At 67.8% G+C, this 15,525-nt stretch carries 16 protein-coding genes and 1 pseudogene; 3 read left to right on the top strand and 14 right to left on the bottom strand.

Features of this window, described 5'->3' with window-relative positions:
- A pseudogene (locus A5771_RS05530) lies at positions 1 to 193 on the top strand (NAD-dependent protein deacylase); the annotation flags it as partial.
- Positions 194 to 199: 6 nt separating this feature from the next.
- Here the strand turns inward: A5771_RS05530 and A5771_RS05525 are convergent.
- Entirely contained in the window at positions 200 to 838 is a 639-nt protein-coding gene (locus A5771_RS05525; protein ID WP_064854185.1) for a class I SAM-dependent methyltransferase, read from the bottom strand.
- Between the two features lie 168 nt (positions 839 to 1,006).
- Between A5771_RS05525 and A5771_RS24280 the strand changes: the two genes are divergently transcribed.
- Positions 1,007 to 1,132 (top strand): hypothetical protein, encoded by a 126-nt coding sequence (locus tag A5771_RS24280; protein ID WP_267887459.1) that lies wholly within the window; start codon positions 1,007 to 1,009, stop codon positions 1,130 to 1,132.
- Between the two features lie 299 nt (positions 1,133 to 1,431).
- Here the strand turns inward: A5771_RS24280 and A5771_RS05520 are convergent, their stop codons facing one another.
- The 3 genes from A5771_RS05520 to A5771_RS05510 are packed head-to-tail and all read right to left on the bottom strand — an operon-like array spanning position 1,432 to position 4,350.
- A complete protein-coding gene (locus A5771_RS05520; RefSeq protein ID WP_064854184.1) occupies positions 1,432 to 2,430 on the bottom strand; it encodes an NAD(P)H-dependent flavin oxidoreductase in 999 nt (332 codons plus the stop codon).
- 40 nt (positions 2,431 to 2,470) lie between these two features.
- Positions 2,471 to 3,223, bottom strand: coding sequence for a 3-hydroxyacyl-CoA dehydrogenase (locus tag A5771_RS05515; protein WP_064854183.1), 753 nt, complete (start codon positions 3,221 to 3,223; stop codon positions 2,471 to 2,473).
- Between the two features lie 41 nt (positions 3,224 to 3,264).
- Positions 3,265 to 4,350, bottom strand: a complete 1,086-nt coding sequence (locus A5771_RS05510; RefSeq protein ID WP_064854203.1) for a CaiB/BaiF CoA transferase family protein — start codon at positions 4,348 to 4,350, stop codon at positions 3,265 to 3,267.
- 51 nt (positions 4,351 to 4,401) lie between these two features.
- On the opposite strand from A5771_RS05510, the gene A5771_RS05505 reads away from it, so the two are divergent.
- Positions 4,402 to 5,211, top strand: a complete 810-nt coding sequence (locus A5771_RS05505; RefSeq protein WP_064854182.1) for an enoyl-CoA hydratase — start codon at positions 4,402 to 4,404, stop codon at positions 5,209 to 5,211.
- A gap of 4 nt (positions 5,212 to 5,215) precedes the next feature.
- On the opposite strand, the gene A5771_RS05500 is transcribed toward A5771_RS05505, so the two are convergent.
- From A5771_RS05500 to A5771_RS05455, 10 genes are all read right to left on the bottom strand, one after another.
- The gene (locus tag A5771_RS05500; RefSeq protein WP_064854181.1) at positions 5,216 to 5,935 is read right to left on the bottom strand and encodes a CPBP family intramembrane glutamic endopeptidase; all 720 of its coding nucleotides are present in this window, start codon (positions 5,933 to 5,935) and stop codon (positions 5,216 to 5,218) included.
- Between the two features lie 45 nt (positions 5,936 to 5,980).
- Positions 5,981 to 6,499: a gamma carbonic anhydrase family protein gene (locus tag A5771_RS05495; protein WP_064854202.1), complete on the bottom strand. Its 519-nt coding sequence runs from the start codon at positions 6,497 to 6,499 to the stop codon at positions 5,981 to 5,983.
- A 5-nt stretch (positions 6,500 to 6,504) separates the two neighbouring features.
- Entirely contained in the window at positions 6,505 to 7,293 is a 789-nt protein-coding gene (locus A5771_RS05490) for a crotonase/enoyl-CoA hydratase family protein (RefSeq protein WP_064854180.1), read from the bottom strand.
- The gene (locus A5771_RS05485; RefSeq protein WP_064854179.1) at positions 7,290 to 8,435 is read right to left on the bottom strand and encodes a thiolase family protein; all 1,146 of its coding nucleotides are present in this window, start codon (positions 8,433 to 8,435) and stop codon (positions 7,290 to 7,292) included. The genes A5771_RS05490 and A5771_RS05485 overlap by 4 nt, the downstream gene beginning before the upstream one ends.
- Positions 8,436 to 8,525: 90 nt before the next feature.
- A complete protein-coding gene (locus A5771_RS05480; protein ID WP_064854178.1) occupies positions 8,526 to 9,788 on the bottom strand; it encodes a cytochrome P450 in 1,263 nt (420 codons plus the stop codon).
- 19 nt (positions 9,789 to 9,807) lie between these two features.
- Positions 9,808 to 10,719, bottom strand: a complete 912-nt coding sequence (locus A5771_RS05475; protein WP_064854177.1) for an SDR family NAD(P)-dependent oxidoreductase — start codon at positions 10,717 to 10,719, stop codon at positions 9,808 to 9,810.
- On the bottom strand, positions 10,716 to 11,927 hold the full coding sequence (locus tag A5771_RS05470; protein WP_064854176.1) for a cytochrome P450: 1,212 nt from the start codon (positions 11,925 to 11,927) through the stop codon (positions 10,716 to 10,718). Before A5771_RS05470 ends, A5771_RS05475 begins: the two co-directional genes overlap by 4 nt.
- A gap of 67 nt (positions 11,928 to 11,994) precedes the next feature.
- Complete coding sequence (locus A5771_RS05465) at positions 11,995 to 13,497, bottom strand: aldehyde dehydrogenase family protein (protein ID WP_082947073.1); 1,503 nt, start codon at positions 13,495 to 13,497, stop codon at positions 11,995 to 11,997.
- 16 nt (positions 13,498 to 13,513) lie between these two features.
- On the bottom strand, positions 13,514 to 14,398 hold the full coding sequence (locus A5771_RS05460; protein ID WP_064854174.1) for an SDR family NAD(P)-dependent oxidoreductase: 885 nt from the start codon (positions 14,396 to 14,398) through the stop codon (positions 13,514 to 13,516).
- Positions 14,391 to 15,524 carry a spirocyclase AveC family protein gene (locus A5771_RS05455; protein WP_064854173.1) on the bottom strand — a complete coding sequence of 378 codons (1,134 nt, stop codon included), beginning with the start codon at positions 15,522 to 15,524 and terminating at the stop codon, positions 14,391 to 14,393. The genes A5771_RS05460 and A5771_RS05455 overlap by 8 nt, the downstream gene beginning before the upstream one ends.
- Position 15,525 lies beyond the last annotated feature (1 nt).

Genomic DNA, 15,525 nt, shown 5'->3' with positions numbered 1-15,525 from the left:
CGTGGTGGGAACCTCTGCGGTGGTCTATCCGGCGGCCAGCCTGCCCGAGCTGGCACTGGAGCAGCGCAAGACCGTCATCGAGGTCAACCCCGAAGCGACGCCGCTGTCCGCCAGAGCCACGGTGAGCATCCGCGACACCGCCTCGGCGGCATTACCCGGCTTGCTGCAGCGACTGCCCTCGCTGTTGGGTTAACGCGGCTCAGGCCGGGCGGTTGGCACGACCCAGCGCGAACTCCGACACCGGTACCGGCGCCCACGCCGGAAACTGATGGCCGCGCCGGGATGTCCCGACGGTGAAGCCGGCGTCGGTGATCATCTGCTCGGTGTCGCGGTGGGTATGACAATTCCCGAACAGCTTCGGCCAGAACGTGGCGTCGGCCAGTCGCTGCAGCCCGCCCCGCGCCCCGGCGCTGGCGACGTGCTCGAAATAGCGCAGCTCTCCGCCGGGCTTGAGCAACGCGAGCAGTTGGCGCAGCACCTCGCGGGGCTGCTCGACCGAGCACAACACCAGGGAGCACACGATCGCATCGAACGGTTCGCCGGCATCCAACGCCTCGACGGTGCTGGCCACGACGCTCACCGGCACCGGCGCCGCGGCCGCCGCTTGACCGGCGGCCTCCCGCAGCCGCGACTCCGGCTCGGGGGCGACAACCTCGGTGACGGTCTCGGGATAGAACGCGAAGTTGCTTCCGGTGCCCGCCCCGACCTCCAGCACCCGCCCGGACAGGCCTTCCAGGTTCTCCCGGCGCCGGTCCCGCAGCCAGTCGGTCTCGCGGCTCGACATGAACGTCCAGATCCGGGCGAACAGCGGGTTGTCCAAGGTCGAAGGTGATGTCATGGGGCCACCCTAGCGTCCTGCCGCCGTGACCCGATCGCCTCAGCGCACCGCCCCCGGGGACCCGTCCCAGCCCAGAAAGCCGGCAAACCCTACCGACCGGTAGTTTTGCCACAGTTTCCCGAAACGTGACTCAATGATCCCTTAATAGTGACCCATACGCTCAGTGTCATGTGGATCGACGACTCAAGTTCCGACGTCATCAAGGTCGACTTCGAGGCCCTGTACCACGGCGATGTCCTGGTCGAAGGCGACACCTCCGAGCAGCTCGACGACTGGCATCCGCTGGCCAGTTGAGTGACGGGCGCCGCGGCCGCGGCGCCTTTCACTATCGCGCCATTGCGCGACGGCGGCCGCCCGCATCCGGGCAGTCCGCGATCCGTGAGTCATCCATTTCTCTTGCATTCAGGTTTGAGCCGCTCGACGTCCGCGTCGCAGCTCCAGTCGCGTGGCCGCTCAGCAAGCTCGCCGACATCGTCGAGCGCACCGCTTCAAATGACAACGCCGAGCGTGCAACCACTGCGAAAGAACCACCGGTGTTTCGCAACAGCTGCACGTTCGGCGTTGTAGCTCGTCGTGCCGGCTCTGGACCGCCGTCAGGCGACGTTCTCCTCGTCGTCGAGCTCGAGCATGTCCGCCAGGCGCCCCGAGATCAGCTCCTCGGCCTCGGAAACGATCCGCGACACCAACTCCCCGACGGTGGGGATGTCGTTGATCAAACCCATCGCGGTCCCCACCGACCAGATCCCGGCCTCGACGTCGCCATCGTCGAAGACCTTGCGGCCCCGGACCCCGGCCACCAGCTCCTGCACATCCGGGAACTGGCCGCCCTTGTCCAGGATGTCGACGACTTCGCGCGAGACGGTGTTGGACGCCACCCGGGCGGTGTTGCGCAGCGGCCGGAAGATCAGCTCGGTGCCGCGCTCGTCGCCGGCGACAATGGCTTCCTTGACGTTCTGGTGAATGCACGATTCCACGGTGCACATGAACCGCGAGCCCATGTTGATGCCGTCGGCGCCCAGTGCCAGCGCAGCGACCAGGCCGCGGGCGTCGGCGAAGCCGCCGGAGGCGATCATCGGGATCTCGATCTGGGCGGCCGCGGCCGGGATCAGCACCAGACCGGGGATGTCGTCCTCGCCGGGGTGCCCGGCGCATTCGAACCCGTCGATGCTGATGCCGTCCACGCCGAGGCTCTGTGCCTTGACCGCGTGGCGTACCGAGGTGCATTTGTGCAGCACCTTGATTCCGTTGTCGTGGAACATCGGTAGGTGCGGCGCCGGGTTGGACCCGGCGGTCTCGACGATCTTGATGCCGGCGTCGACGATCACCTGGCGGTACTCGTCATAAGGCGGCGGGTTGATCGTCGGCAGGATGGTCAGATTCACCCCGAACGGCTTGTCGGTCAGGTCCCGGGTTTTGGCGATCTCGTTGGCCAAATCGGCCGGGGTGGGTTGGGTGAGCGCGGTCAGGAACCCAAGGGCCCCCGAGTTCGCCACTGCGGCAACCAGTTCCGCACGGCCCACCCACTGCATGCCGCCCTGGGCGATGGGATGCTCCACACCGAACGTCTCGGTGAATTTCGTTGTCAGGGACATGTGGACTCCTTGCTGTGCTTAATGCTCTTCGCGCAAGCGCTCATCGCGGTGCCATCCGGATCGCGCCGTCGAGGCGGATCACCTCGCCGTTGAGCATCGGATTCTCAATGATGTGCTCGGCCAGCGCGCCGTACTCGTCGGGGTCACCGAGCCGGGCCGGGTGCGGCACCTGCCCGCCGAGCGAACGCTGCGCCTCCTCGGGCAGCGAACCCAGCAGCGGGGTCTTGAACAGTCCCGGGGCAATGGTGCAGACCCGGATCAGGTCGCGGGACAGGTCCCGCGCGATCGGCAGGGTCATGCCGACCACGCCGCCCTTGGACGCCGAATAGGCGGCCTGGCCGATCTGACCGTCGAACGCGGCCACCGAGGCGGTGTTGATGATGACGCCGCGCTCCTCACCGACCGGTTCGGTCTTGGCGATGCGCTCGGCGGCCAGCCGCAGCACGTTGAAGGTGCCGATCAGGTTCACCTGCACCACCTTGGTGAACTCCTCGATCGGGAAAGCGCCGTTTTTGCTCAGCGTCTTGATCGCGTTGCCGATGCCCGCGCAGTTGACGTTGATTCGCAACGGCCCCAACGACTCAGCGACATCCAGCGCCGCGGTGACCGCCTCGGGGTCGGTGACGTTGGCCTCGGCGAACCGGGCCCGGTCCCCCAACTCCGCCACGGCGTCGGCGCCGCGCAGGTCGATCACCACCACCTGCGCGCCGGCGTCGAGCAGGCGTTTCGTCGTCGCCAAACCGAGCCCAGAGGCACCGCCGGTGACGACTGCCACCGCATCCTTGATCTGCACCGTGTCATCCCTTCGTCAACCAACCAGCCGGTTGGTCGGGACTATACCCAGTCGCTCAGGATGGTGTCGTTGTCGGCCCCCAGTACCGCGGGCGGCGTCGGGACGTCGGGGACGCTGCGGGAGAACCGCGGCGCCGGCATGGGCTGCAGGGAACCGTCGGCCTCGTAGAAGGTGTCCCGCTCGGCGACATGCGGGTCCGAGAGGACCTCATTGAAGGCCAGGACCGGTGCGACGCAGGCGTCGGAGTCGGCGAACACCTTGGCCCAGTGGTCCCGGTCGTGCGCCGCGAACGCGGCGGTGAACACCTCACGCAGCTCCGGCCAGCGGCTCTTGTCGTTCTGCTCCGGCACCTCGGTCGGGTTCAGGCCCAGCTTGGCCAACAGTTCGGCGAAGAACTGCGGCTCGATCGATCCCACCGAGACGTAACGGCCGTCGGCGCACTCGTAGGTGTCGTAGTAGGGGGCGCCGGTGTCGAGCATGTTGACGCCGCGCTCGTCGCTCCACATGCCTTGGGCACGGAAGCTCCACATCATCGCCCCGAGCATGCTCGAGCCGTCGACCATGGCCGCGTCGATCACCTGCCCCTTGCCGGAGCTCTGCCGCTCCCACAACGCCGACAAGATGCCGACTAGCAGGAACATCGATCCGCCACCGAAATCGCCGACCAGGTTCAGCGGCGGCACCGGGCGCTCCCCCGCGCGGCCGATCGAGTGCAGGGCGCCGTTGAGCGAGATGTAGTTGATGTCGTGACCGGCCTGCAGTGCGCGCGGTCCGGTCTGCCCCCAGCCGGTCATTCGACCGTAGATGAGCTTGTCGTTGACCTTGGCGCAGTCCTCCGGCCCCAGGCCGAGCCGCTCGGTGACGCCGGGGCGGAAGCCCTCGATCAGCACGTCGGCCTTGGCGACCAGGGCGAGCACCAGGTCGCGGCCCTCCGGCGACTTCAGGTCGGCGGTCACCGACCGCCGGTTGCGCAGCATAGTGTCCTTCGGCGCGCCACCACCGAATTTCGGCGGGCGGTCCACCCGAACCACGTCGGCACCCAGGTCGCCGAGAATCATCGCCGCGTGCGGCCCCGGTCCGATCCCGGCGAGTTCGATGACCCGCAGCCCCGCCAGTGGTCCCGCCATGTCTGCCTCCTCGTCGTCTGCACCTGTGATGTGCATCCTAAGGTGAGGGTCATGACGACAATCGACTCCGGCATCGACACCCTGGCCCCAGTGGAGGGCCTGTCCGTGACTTTGGCCGACGGGGTGCTCTCGGTGACCATCGACCGCCCGGACAGCCTCAACTCGCTGACCACCGGCGTGCTGGCCGGTATCGCCGACGCCATGGAGGGCGCCGCCCGCGATCCGCGGGTGCGCGCAGTGCGGCTCGGCGGGGCCGGCCGCGGGTTCAGCTCCGGCGCCGGGATCAGCGCCGAGGACGCATCGGACGGCGTGCCGACGGAGATCATCGTCGAGGCCAACCGCGCCATCCGGGCGATCGCCGCGCTGCCGCGACCGGTGGTGGCCGTGGTGCAGGGCCCGGCCGCCGGTGTCGGGGTGTCGCTTGCTTTGGCCTGCGACCTGGTGCTGGCGTCGGACAAAGCGTTTTTCCTGTTGGCGTTCACCAAGATTGGCCTGATGCCCGACGGTGGCGCCTCGGCGCTGGTCGCCGCGGCGATCGGCCGGATCCGCGCCATGCGGCTGGCGCTGCTGGCCGAACGGCTGCCGGCCGCCGAGGCTTTGGAGTGGGGCTTGATCAGCGCGGTGTACCCGGCCGAGGACTTCGACGCCGAGGTGGACAAGGTGCTGGCCGGGCTGCTGGCGGGGCCGGCGGCGGCCTTCGCCAAGACCAAGCACGCCATCAACGCCGCGACGCTGACCGAGCTGGACGCGACGCTGGACCGCGAATACGTCGGCCAGTCGATTCTGTTGAACGCCCACGACTTCCGCGAGGGCACCCGCGCATTTCAGGACCGGCGCACGCCGAAGTTCACCGACTTCTGAGCGGCTACCTGCCGAAGATCGGCGGCAGCGCGAGCACCATCATCAGCCCCCACACCAGATGCGTCAGCACCGGGGCCAGCACGCCGCCGGTGGCCCGGCGCTCGATCGCGCAGACGGTGCCGAGCACCAGCGCGGCCACACCGATCATCAGGTTGCCGGCGGCCATCATCGCCGCGATGTAGAGCAGCGTCGACAACACCAGCGGGTAGCGGCGGCCGAACGCACTGAACAGCGCACCGCGGAAGAACATCTCCTCGGCGACCGCATTGACGATGGCGATCAACACCACCAGCCGCCAGGACACCTGCGTGGTGTAGTCGAGGATCGCGATCACCTGGTCGGCCAGCGGCGGTATCTGCTGCACCGCCAGCCCGCCGAGCAGGAACACCCCGCCGAGCACCAAGCCGACACCGGTGCCGGTGAACACCGGCCGCTCGTAGCGGCCGCGGAAGCGCACCACGCCCAGGTGCAGCGGGCCGGCCACGACCGCCCCCACCGACCAGACCGCTGCCAGGGCCAGCGACAGCCAGTAGAACGCCGCGTCGCCCGGGTTCTTGGTGTGCATCGACGCCAGGACGGCGGCCCCGAGCAGCACCACCACCGCGACCACGACACGACGACGATGCACGACGGACCGCGGCTCGTGATACGGCGCGGAGACTTTGGTGAAAATATCGGTGAACTCGCGCAGCAGGCCGGGCCGGGCCGAACTGGTCTGGGTCATGACCCAAAACCTAGCGGCCGAACGGCAGTCGGTGGCCTGATTGCGTCAGTTCGCCCGGTGGACTTCGATCAGCCGGCGGTAGGCCGCGGCGTTGTGCCGGTTATTGCGGATTTCGGCCTCGCTGAGCTCCCGTCGTACCCGGCCCGGCACCCCGGACACCAGTGATCGGGGCGGCACCACCATGCCCTGCGGGATGACGGCGCCGGCCGCGATCAGGGAGCCGGCACCCACCACGGCACCGTTGAGGATGATCGCGCCCATCCCGATCAGGGAGTCGTCCTCGATGGTGCAGCCGTGCAACACCGCGTTGTGCCCGACGCTGACCCGGGAGCCCACCCGCGCGGGGAACTCCTTGTCGACGTGGACGGTCACCCCATCCTGAATGTTGGTGTCCACACCGATCTCGATGGGCTCCACCTCGGCGCGCAGCGTCGCCGAATACCAGACACTGGCTCGAGCGGCCAGGTGGACCTGCCCGATCAGGCTGGCATTCGGCGCCACCCACGACTCCGGGTGCAGCTGCGGGGCACGACCACTAATGGGAATGATCAGCGGCTCGGGCACGTCGCTCAACGCGCCTTCCACACCGGGGCGCGCTTCTCGGCGAACGCCCGCGGACCCTCCTTGGCGTCCTCGGAGCGCAGCAGCGCGCTGAACTCCCGGCCGGTTCGGGCCCAGTCGGCCACCTCGCCGGGGATGGCCCCGTCCTCGACGCCGTAGGCAATCCGCTTGGTGGCCCGCACCGACAGCGGCGCGTTGCCGGTGATCTGTTCGGCGAGTTCCAGGGCGGCTTGCAGTGCCCCGCCGTCATCGACCACCCGGTTGACCAGTCCCCAGCGGCCGGCCTCGGCGGCCGAGATCGACTCCCCGGTGTAGAGCAGCTCCAGGGCGATCTTGCGGGGAAGTTGATCGATGATGCGGAATACCCCGCCGGCACCGGCGAGCAGGCCGCGTTTGACCTCGGGCAGCCCGAACTGAGCGCGCTGTTCGGCGACCACCAGGTCGCTGGCCAGTGCGATCTCGGTGCCGCCGCCCAGCGCGGTGCCGTTGACGGCCGCGATGGTCGGCTTGTCGATGAAGTGCTGCACGTAGCCGGCGAAACCCCACTCCGGGTGGTCGGGGTGGTAGATGTTCTCCCGGTTGGCGATCGCCTTGAGATCGGCTCCGGCACTGAACGATTTGTCGCCGGCGCCGGTGAGCACCACCGCGCGCACCTCATCGTCGTCCTGCGCCTGCGCCAGGGCGTCGCCGATGCCGGCGCTGACCGCGCCGTTGATCGCGTTGCGGGCCTCAGGCCGGTTGATCGTGATCAGCTGTACGTTGCCGCGCCGCTCGACGAGAACGGCCGCCTCACTCACAGCAGCTCCAAGATGGTGGCGTTAGCCTGGCCGCCGCCCTCACACATGGTCTGCAGCCCGTAGCGAATCCCGTTGGCCCGCATGTGATACAGCATGGTGGTCATGATCCGGGCGCCGGATCCGCCGAGCGGGTGACCGAGCGCGATCGCCCCACCGTTGGGGTTGAGCTTCTTCGCGTCGGCGTTGATGTCGGCGAGCCAGGCCATCGGTACCGGCGCGAACGCCTCGTTGACCTCGAACACCCCGATGTCGTCGACGCTCAGACCGCTGCGCTGCAGCGCCTTCTGCGTCGCCGGGATCGGGGCGGACAGCATCATCACCGGGTCGGCACCGGCCAGCGTCGCGGTGTGCACCCGCGCCAGCGGGGTCAGCCCCAGTTCCTTGGCCTTGGTAGCCGACATGAACAGCAGCGCTGCCGCTCCGTCGGAGATCTGGCTGGAGTTGCCGGCGTGGATGACGCCGTCCTCTTTGAAGGCCGGCTTGAGCTGAGCCATCTTCTCGATGGTGGTGCCGCGGCGGATGCCCTCGTCGGCGCTGATCACGTTGCCCTCGGCGTCCTTGATCCCGACGATCTCGTCGGTGAACGCGCCGGAATCCTGTGCTGCAGCGGCCTTCTCATGCGACGCCAGGGCGAACTCGTCCAATGCGGTGCGGTCCAGGCCCCACTTCTCGGCCATCATCTCCGCGCCGATTCCCTGGTTGGGGGTCTGGGTGTAGCGGTTGCGGAACGCCTCGGGGTAGGGGTGCCCGCCGTTGGCCAGCGACGAGCCCATCGGGGTGCGTGACATCGACTCCACACCCCCGGCGACGACGACATCGTAGTGCCCGGCGACCACACCGGCGGCGGCGAAGTGCACCGACTGCTGGCTGGAGCCGCACTGGCGGTCCACTGTCACCCCGGGCACCGACTCCGGCCAGCCCGCGGTCAGCAGCGCGGTGCGCCCGATGTCCAGAGCCTGCTCACCGGCCTGCATGACACAGCCCCAGATCACGTCGTCGACCAGCGCGGGGTCCACCCCGGCGCGGCCGACCAGTCCGTTGAGTACCTGGGCGGACAGTTCGGCCGGGTGCACCCCGGACAGTCCGCCGTTGCGCTTGCCGATCGGCGAGCGCACCGCTTCTACGATGACAGCTTCGGCCATGGGTGCTCTCCTTCATCAACGATGGGTCGTTGACGACGATTGTCGACCAACCCACCGAAGGTACCCGCGGGCGGGGTCGCCGCTCGCTGGTCAGCCGACCGGCGTGAACTCCAGGTGCAGGTCCTGCAGGCCCCGCATGATGAAGGTCGGCTCGTAGTTGTAGCGGCGCGCCTCGGGCGGGCCGTGCCGGTCTTCGCAGATCCGGATATCGGCCATCCGGTCCAGGATGCGGTTCAGCGAGATCCTGCCCTCGGCGCGGGCCAACGGCGCGCCCGGGCATGAGTGCACTCCGCGCCCGAATGCCACGTGCTCACGCACGTTGGCCCGATCGACCCGGAACTGGTCAGGCTGGTCGAACTTACGCGGATCGCGGTTACTGGCGCCCGGCAGCAGCATCACCGTGGTGCCGGCGGGCACCGTCGTCTCTCCGACCCTCGTGGTGGTGCGCGCCATCCGGAAATGCGACTTGACCGGACTTTCGGTGCGCAGTGTCTCCTCCAGGAACACCGGGATACGGCTGTGGTCGTCGCGCAGCAGCGCCTGAATCTCAGGCTGCTCGGCGATCACCCGCAAGCCGGCGCTGAGCAACTTGACGGTGGTTTCCTGACCGGCGGCGAACAGGAAGGTGGCAACGCGCACCACGTCGATGATCGCCGGCGTCGACCCGTCCTGGTATTTCGCCTGGGCCAGCTCGGTCAGCACGTCCCCGCGCGGTTGCTCACGACGGTCTTCGATGTAGGCGTAGAACGTGTCGTCCAGCCACTGCAGCGGATTGTGGGAGACCGGATCGTCGTCCAGGGAGCCCACGTGCTCGCCCGCCATCACCCGACGGAATTCTTGATGGTCAGCGGTGGGCACCCCGAGCAGGTCGGCGATGACGAGCATCGAGAACGGTTTGGCGTAGTCCTCGATGAACTCGGTGCTGCCGCGGGCGACGAACTTGTCGAGCTGCTCATCAGCCAGCCGCCACATGAACTCCTCGTTCTCTTTGAGCCGCTTCGGGGTGAGCAGCCGGCTCAACAGCCCCCTGGTCCGGGTGTGTTCCGGCGGGTCCTGGGTGACGATGTGTTCACTCATCGGGATCTCGGCCCGGTGCGCCTCGATCAGGTCGCTGACGTCGTCGCCGACGGGTTCGAATGACAGCCCGGAGAATGGGCCCGCGACCGACACGCACGCCGAGAACGCCGGATCCTTGTACACCGCAAGCGCTTCGGCGTGCCCGGTCACGGCGAGCACGCCCTGATGCGGTTCGTGCACGATCGGGCACTTGGCCCGCAGATGGTCGAAATACGGGTACGGGTTGGGGATCAACGATTGGTCGGTGAAGAAGTCGACCGACTCGAAGTCGCTCATTGGGAGCCTCCTGCGTTAGTCACTGCACCATCTCGGTGACGGCGGTCACCTGGGCGTCGGAAAGGTTCATGATCTCCTCGAGGTTCGCGGCGATGTCCTCGGCGGTCAGCGGTGTCTTGGTGATTCCCACCGAGCGCACCACGGCGATGCGTGCGACACCACCCATCCCGATCTGCAGCACCTCGCCGTTGAGCGGACAGTCTTCGTGCGCCAGGAATGCCGCTGCCGGAGCACATAATTCGGGAGGCATACTGGCATTGATGGTGTCCATGATCTCTTTGGGAATGGACAGCTGGGCCGCCACGGAGTCCGAATGCGACGCGGACATGCGGGTGTAGGCGCGCGGCGCAACGGCGTTGACCCGGATTCCGTGGGCGGCGCCCTCGGTGGCCAGATTGCGGGTCAGACCGAACACCGCGCCTTTGGCGGCGCCGTAGCTGGTCAGCTCCGAGATACCGCCCAGCATGGCTTCGGAGACCGTGTTGACGATGCGGCCGTAGCCCGCCGCGACGAAATGCGGCCAGGCGGCCCGGGCGACCAACACGCTGCCGAAGTAGTGCACGTCGATCATGCTGCGGAACTGCTCGACCGACAGCTCGCCGAACAGGCCGGGGTCATGGATGCCAGCATTGTTGACCACCACGTCGATCCGGCCGAACCGTTCGATCGCGGTGTCGACGACGGCTTGTGCGCCTTGGGGTTCGGCGACCGAGGCGTAGCATGCGACGGCGTGCCCGCCGCCGGCCGTGATCTCACGCACCACCTCGTCGGCCGGCGCCGACGACGGAGCACGGCCGTCGATGCCGACGCCGAAGTCGGCCACCACCACCCGGGCGCCCCTGGCCGCCAACAGCCTCGCGTGGCTGCGTCCCACCCCGCGCCCGGCGCCGGTGACGACGGCGACACGTTCGTCAAACCGCAACGGGGTCATAGGGCATCGAAGAGCACCGGCAGCGAGGTCGGTGAGCGGAACACCTGGCCGCGGATGTGCGGGTCGCCCCCGTCGGGGTCCAGCCGAAGGTTCGGCAATCGGTCGAACATCACCCCGAGCGCGTCGCGCATTTCCATCCGAGCGAGGTGGCTGCCGAGGCAGACGTGGGCGCCGTGGCCCCAGGACACGTGCACTTTGGATTCCCGGAAGATGTCGAACAGGTTGGGGTTGGGGTAGCGGTCGTCCTGACGGTTGGCCGCCCCCAGCATCGGCATCACCGCGGAGCCGGCCGGAATGGCAACCCCGCCCAGCTCGGTGTCGCAGCTGGCCACCCGGGTGATGGTCAGCAGTGGGGCGTCCCAACGCACCCCCTCTTCGATGGCCTGGGGTAGCAGCGACCGGTCGGCGCGCACGGCGTCGAGTTGATCGGTGTGGGTGAGCAGCGCGAACAGCAGGTTGCCCAGCGAGCGGTAGGTGGTCTCGATACCGGCCGGCAACAGCAGCCGCAGGAACGAGAAGATCTCCTCGTCGGACAGCTTCTGCCCGTCGATCTCGGCGTCGGCCAGCCGGCTGATCAGATCGTTGCGCGGCTCGGCCCGGCGGGCGGCCAGGATCGGAGCGAAATAGTCGCGCAGGGCGAGCGACGCGGCCCGGCCGCGCTCGGGGTTGATGGTGAAGGACAGCAGCGAGATGGACCAGCGCTGGAATTGCTCGTAATCCTGCTCGGGCAGGCCTAGTATCCGGGCGATGATCCGGGTCGGGTATTCGAAGTTGAACTCCTTGACCAGGTCGGCATGGCCGCGATCGGCGAACCGGTCGATCAGCAGATTGGCCACCGGTAGCACCAACTCGTGCTCCCAGCCGGCCACCGCTCTCGGCGAGAACGCCTTGGACACCAGTGCGCGGTGCCGGCCGTGGACCGGCTCGTCCATGCCCAGCATCACCTGCTCGCCGAGCACGTCGCCGAAGGTGTCGATGATGATCGACGACGAGAAGGTCTCGTTGTCACGCAACATTTTCAGCACGTCCTCGTGGCGGTACACCATGAACACCGGCTTGGATTCCTCATGTGGCATCCCGGACATGTCGATGCGCTGCACCGGTTCCTCCCGGCGCAACCGGGCCAGTTCGGTGTAGGGATCGCGCACATCCCCGGAGACCACGTCGTCGAAGGCGCCGAAGTCCTCCAGGTCGTCGAACAGTTGCACTTCTTGCTCCTTTTACCCGGCCGGTTGATTCGGCGGTCCAGCTTCGGCTCTCCTCCGTCGAGCCTCGCTAACCGCCCGGTTGATTCGGCGGTTCAGCTTCGGCTCTCCTCCGTCGAGCCTCGCTAACCGCCGGGTAGGCGACCGATTTGATCTCGGTGTACTGGTCGAATCCGGCGACGCCGTTCTGGCGGCCGACGCCACTGGCTTTGTAACCGCCGAACGGGGTGTCGGCGCCGTAACCGGCGGCGCCGTTGATGCCCAAAAAACCCGCGCGCAGCCGTTTGGCCACCGCCAGCGCGTGATCCAGCGAACCCGACATGACGTTGCCGGCCAGCCCGTAGCGGCTGTCGTTGGCGATCCGCACCGCCTCGTCCTCGTCGTCGTAGGGAATGACCGCCAGCACCGGGCCGAAGATCTCCTCCTGGGCGATGGTCATGGCGTTGTCGACATCGACGAACAGCGTTGGCTTGACGAAGAATCCGCGATCCAGCCCGTCCGGCGCCTCGGCTCCCCCGACCAGCATCCGGGCGCCTTCGGCGATGCCCTTGTCGATGTAGCCGCGGATGCGGTCGCGCTGCTTGGCCGAGATCACCGGGCCGCACAACGTCGCCGGATCCTGCGGGTCGCCTGCGGCGACCCCTTCATAGATGCCCTGCAGGATGGCCACGCCTTCGTCGTAGCGCGACCGCGGCAACAGTAGGCGGGTCGGGTTGGCGCAGCCCTGTCCGGCGTGCATGCATGGCGCAATGCCCATCATGCAGCCCAACGCCAGGTCGGCGTCCTCGAGCACGATCGTGGCGGATTTGCCGCCGAGTTCGAGGAAGAGCCGCTTCATGGTCGCGGCGCCTTTTTCCATGATTCGTTGTCCCACCGCGGTGGATCCGGTGAACGAGATCATGTCGACTTTGGGCGACAGCGTCAGTTCCTCGCCGATCAGCGGATCCGCTGCGGTGACCACGTTGACGACACCTGCTGGGATATCGGTGTTCTCGGCGATCAGCCGGCCCAGTCGGGTGCCGTTGAACGGGGTGTCCGGCGCGGGTTTGAGCACGACGGTGTTGCCGGTCGCCAGCGCCTGGCCGATCTTGTGGATGGTGACCTCGAACGGAAAGTTCCACGGCACGATGGCCCCGATCACGCCGACAGCCTCCCGCCAGACCTTGCGGGTGGTGTTGGCCCCGGTCACCGAGACGAACGCGTCGCCCAGCGACGTCTCCCACGGGTACTCATCGATCAGCTGCGCCGGGTAGTTCAGTGCATCGGACAGCGGTGCGTCGAGCTGCGGGCCATAGGTGATCGCCCGTGGGCAACCGACTTCGGCGATCAGTTCCTCCCGCAGCTGCTCCCGCTCGGCTTCCAAAGCTTCCTGCAATTGCCGCAGACAGCGTTGCCGGAACGCCGGATCGGCCGACCAGTCAGTGTCGTCGAAGGCGCGCCGGGCCGCGTCGATGGCCCGCTGCATATCGGCTGCGGAGGCGTTCGCGACCTCCCCGATAACCTCTTCGGTGGCCGGGTTGATGTTGGTGAACGTGCCGGCTTGTCCGTCGACGAGTTTGCCGTCGATCATCATCCGGGGTTCGGGGCGTTCAGCCATTCTCATCCTTCGTCAACGACCCGAACCGCGGTAGGCCCATCATCAGCCGGATCATCTGGTGTAGGCCGGCTGCGGGAAGTAACCGGTTGGCGGCCAGCAGCATTCGCGCGTCGGGGCCGACCGGGCGTCGCACGAAGGGAGCACCGGACTCCAGTGCCTTAGCCAGTCCGGTCGCGAACCGCTGCGGCGAACGGGCCGCGACCTTCATCGCCAAGCGGCCCCGTTTGTCCATCGTGGCGTGATGGCGCGCATACGGCCCGGCGAAATCGCGGCAGTCGGTGGTGCCGGCGTCGGTGATGATCTCGGTGTCATAGGTTCCCGTCACCAGAATCGTGACCCCCAGGCCGAACGGTGCGATTTCGCAGGCCAGCGATTCCCCCCACCGTTCCAATGCGCCTTTGGCCGCGGAGTAGGCCGCGGTCGCGGGCATCCCGCGCACACCGCCCTGGCTGGACACCAAGACGATGCGCCCGCGTCCGGCCGCCCGCATCGTCGGCAGCAGCGCGTTGGTCAGCGCCACCGGCCCGAACACCGAGGTGGCAAACATGCGCTCCCACAACTCGGCCGGGGTCTCCTCGGCCATCCCCGCCGCCGAGATCCCGGCGTTGTGAACCACGGCATTCGGGGCGCCGACCGCTGCTTCGACGGCCTTGGCCGCCGCGGCCACCGAGGCGGTATCGGTCAGATCCAGCGGGATCCCGATCAGCCGAGCATCGTCGTCGCCGGCACCGGTAGCCTCTCGCAGAGCGGGCAATCCTCGTTCCGGTGATCGCATCGCGGCCACCACTCGCCAACCGTTGCGGTACAGGTGCGCCGCTGACGCGAACCCGAGCCCGCGCGACGCGCCGGTGATGACGACGCTGCGCGGATCACCCATTGCCCGGTCCACAGCGGTCGCCGTCCGCGCCCAACTCGACGTCCGGCCGCCCGTCGGGTTGACCGCTCAGCCAGGTCGACCAGATGCCCACCGAGTACGGACCGGGCTGGCCTTGCTTCTCGTAGAAGCCTTGCGGGTCATAGATCTTCGCCTCCGGGTACGGCCAGGCGCAAGCCACGGTTTTCGACAGATGTGCCGCCTTGACCAGGGCGAAGGTGCCGCCGTAGCAGAAGTAGCCCAGGTTGATCAGCACCAGCATCACGGTGAACATGCCCAGGGTGGGGCGGCCGGCGAAGATCTTCGCCCGCTGTGCCAACTTCTCGGCCACCGTGCGGCCGGTGTCGTCGCGGTAGAGCAGCACACCGGCCGGCACCATCACGAAGTTGACCGCGAAGATCTCGAAGATGAACGGGAACTGGTGGGTCTGGCCGACGAAGATCGAACCGAACGGGACCTGGGAGTAGATGTACATCCCGGTCTGCACCAGGGTGATCTCCAGGGCCGCGTCCAGCAGCATCCCGAAGGGCAGGATGCAGAACGCCAGGCTGATCAGCGGGTGGCGCCACACGAAGGAATCGACGGGCCGGCGCGCCTGAATCCGGCGCAGCAGCCAGATCCCCGGGAAGTAGGGCAGCAGGTAGAACATGATGTAACCGAGGACCACGAACGGCTCCACGGTCGGCGACAGTGACACCAGCGGCCAGTCCTCTGGCAGGTGATGCAACTCGGGGTTGTAGACCGCGAACGGCGCCCAGTTCATAATCGGGTCCTGCCAGACGATCAACGTCGTGACGATGCCCATCAGCAACACCGGGTGATAGGGATGCCGGCGCCAGGCGATCACGTAGGTGACGATGATGCCGATCATCACCACGACGGTGAAGGCCTCCAGGACTCCGAGCCAGTGCTCGAACCCGAACAGCACCGGCACCGGCCGCGACGGCGGGGTTTCGGTGACCGCGGAGTTACGAACCCGATCCGAGCTCAGGCCGGTTTCGGCGTTCGCGAGCAGGAAGGCCAGGAAGCCGAACGCGGCTGCCGCCCAGGCCCATACCCACGGCGAGCCCTTACGGGGCTCCGCGGGTGCGGGGCGTGCCGGCGACGGCGCCGTCTGCTCTGCGGTCATG

It is taken from the genome of Mycolicibacter sinensis (assembly GCF_001667375.1).
GTDB classification, from domain to species: Bacteria; Actinomycetota; Actinomycetes; order Mycobacteriales; family Mycobacteriaceae; genus Mycobacterium; species Mycobacterium sinense_A.
The sequence above is the reverse complement of the archived record's forward strand: the minus strand, read 5'-3'. Positions and strand labels throughout refer to the sequence as shown.

What these genes read in the sequence shown, in the direction of transcription:
- A5771_RS24280 (WP_267887459.1), top strand. Translation starts at nt 1,007, where the DNA reads ATGTGGATCGACGACTCAAGTTCCGACGTCATCAAGGTCGACTTCGAG.
- A5771_RS05500 (WP_064854181.1), bottom strand. Translation starts at nt 5,935, where the DNA reads ATGACCCAGACCAGTTCGGCCCGGCCCGGCCTGCTGCGCGAGTTCACC.
- A5771_RS05520 (WP_064854184.1), bottom strand. Translation starts at nt 2,430, where the DNA reads ATGTCCCTGACAACGAAATTCACCGAGACGTTCGGTGTGGAGCATCCC.
- A5771_RS05485 (WP_064854179.1), bottom strand. Translation starts at nt 8,435, where the DNA reads ATGGCCGAAGCTGTCATCGTAGAAGCGGTGCGCTCGCCGATCGGCAAG.
- A5771_RS05455 (WP_064854173.1), bottom strand. Translation starts at nt 15,524, where the DNA reads ATGACCGCAGAGCAGACGGCGCCGTCGCCGGCACGCCCCGCACCCGCG.
- A5771_RS05505 (WP_064854182.1), top strand. Translation starts at nt 4,402, where the DNA reads ATGACGACAATCGACTCCGGCATCGACACCCTGGCCCCAGTGGAGGGC.
- A5771_RS05525 (WP_064854185.1), bottom strand. Translation starts at nt 838, where the DNA reads ATGACATCACCTTCGACCTTGGACAACCCGCTGTTCGCCCGGATCTGG.
- A5771_RS05460 (WP_064854174.1), bottom strand. Translation starts at nt 14,398, where the DNA reads ATGGGTGATCCGCGCAGCGTCGTCATCACCGGCGCGTCGCGCGGGCTC.
- A5771_RS05480 (WP_064854178.1), bottom strand. Translation starts at nt 9,788, where the DNA reads ATGAGCGACTTCGAGTCGGTCGACTTCTTCACCGACCAATCGTTGATC.
- A5771_RS05510 (WP_064854203.1), bottom strand. Translation starts at nt 4,350, where the DNA reads ATGGCGGGACCACTGGCGGGGCTGCGGGTCATCGAACTCGCCGGGATC.
- A5771_RS05465 (WP_082947073.1), bottom strand. Translation starts at nt 13,497, where the DNA reads ATGATGATCGACGGCAAACTCGTCGACGGACAAGCCGGCACGTTCACC.
- A5771_RS05475 (WP_064854177.1), bottom strand. Translation starts at nt 10,719, where the DNA reads ATGACCCCGTTGCGGTTTGACGAACGTGTCGCCGTCGTCACCGGCGCC.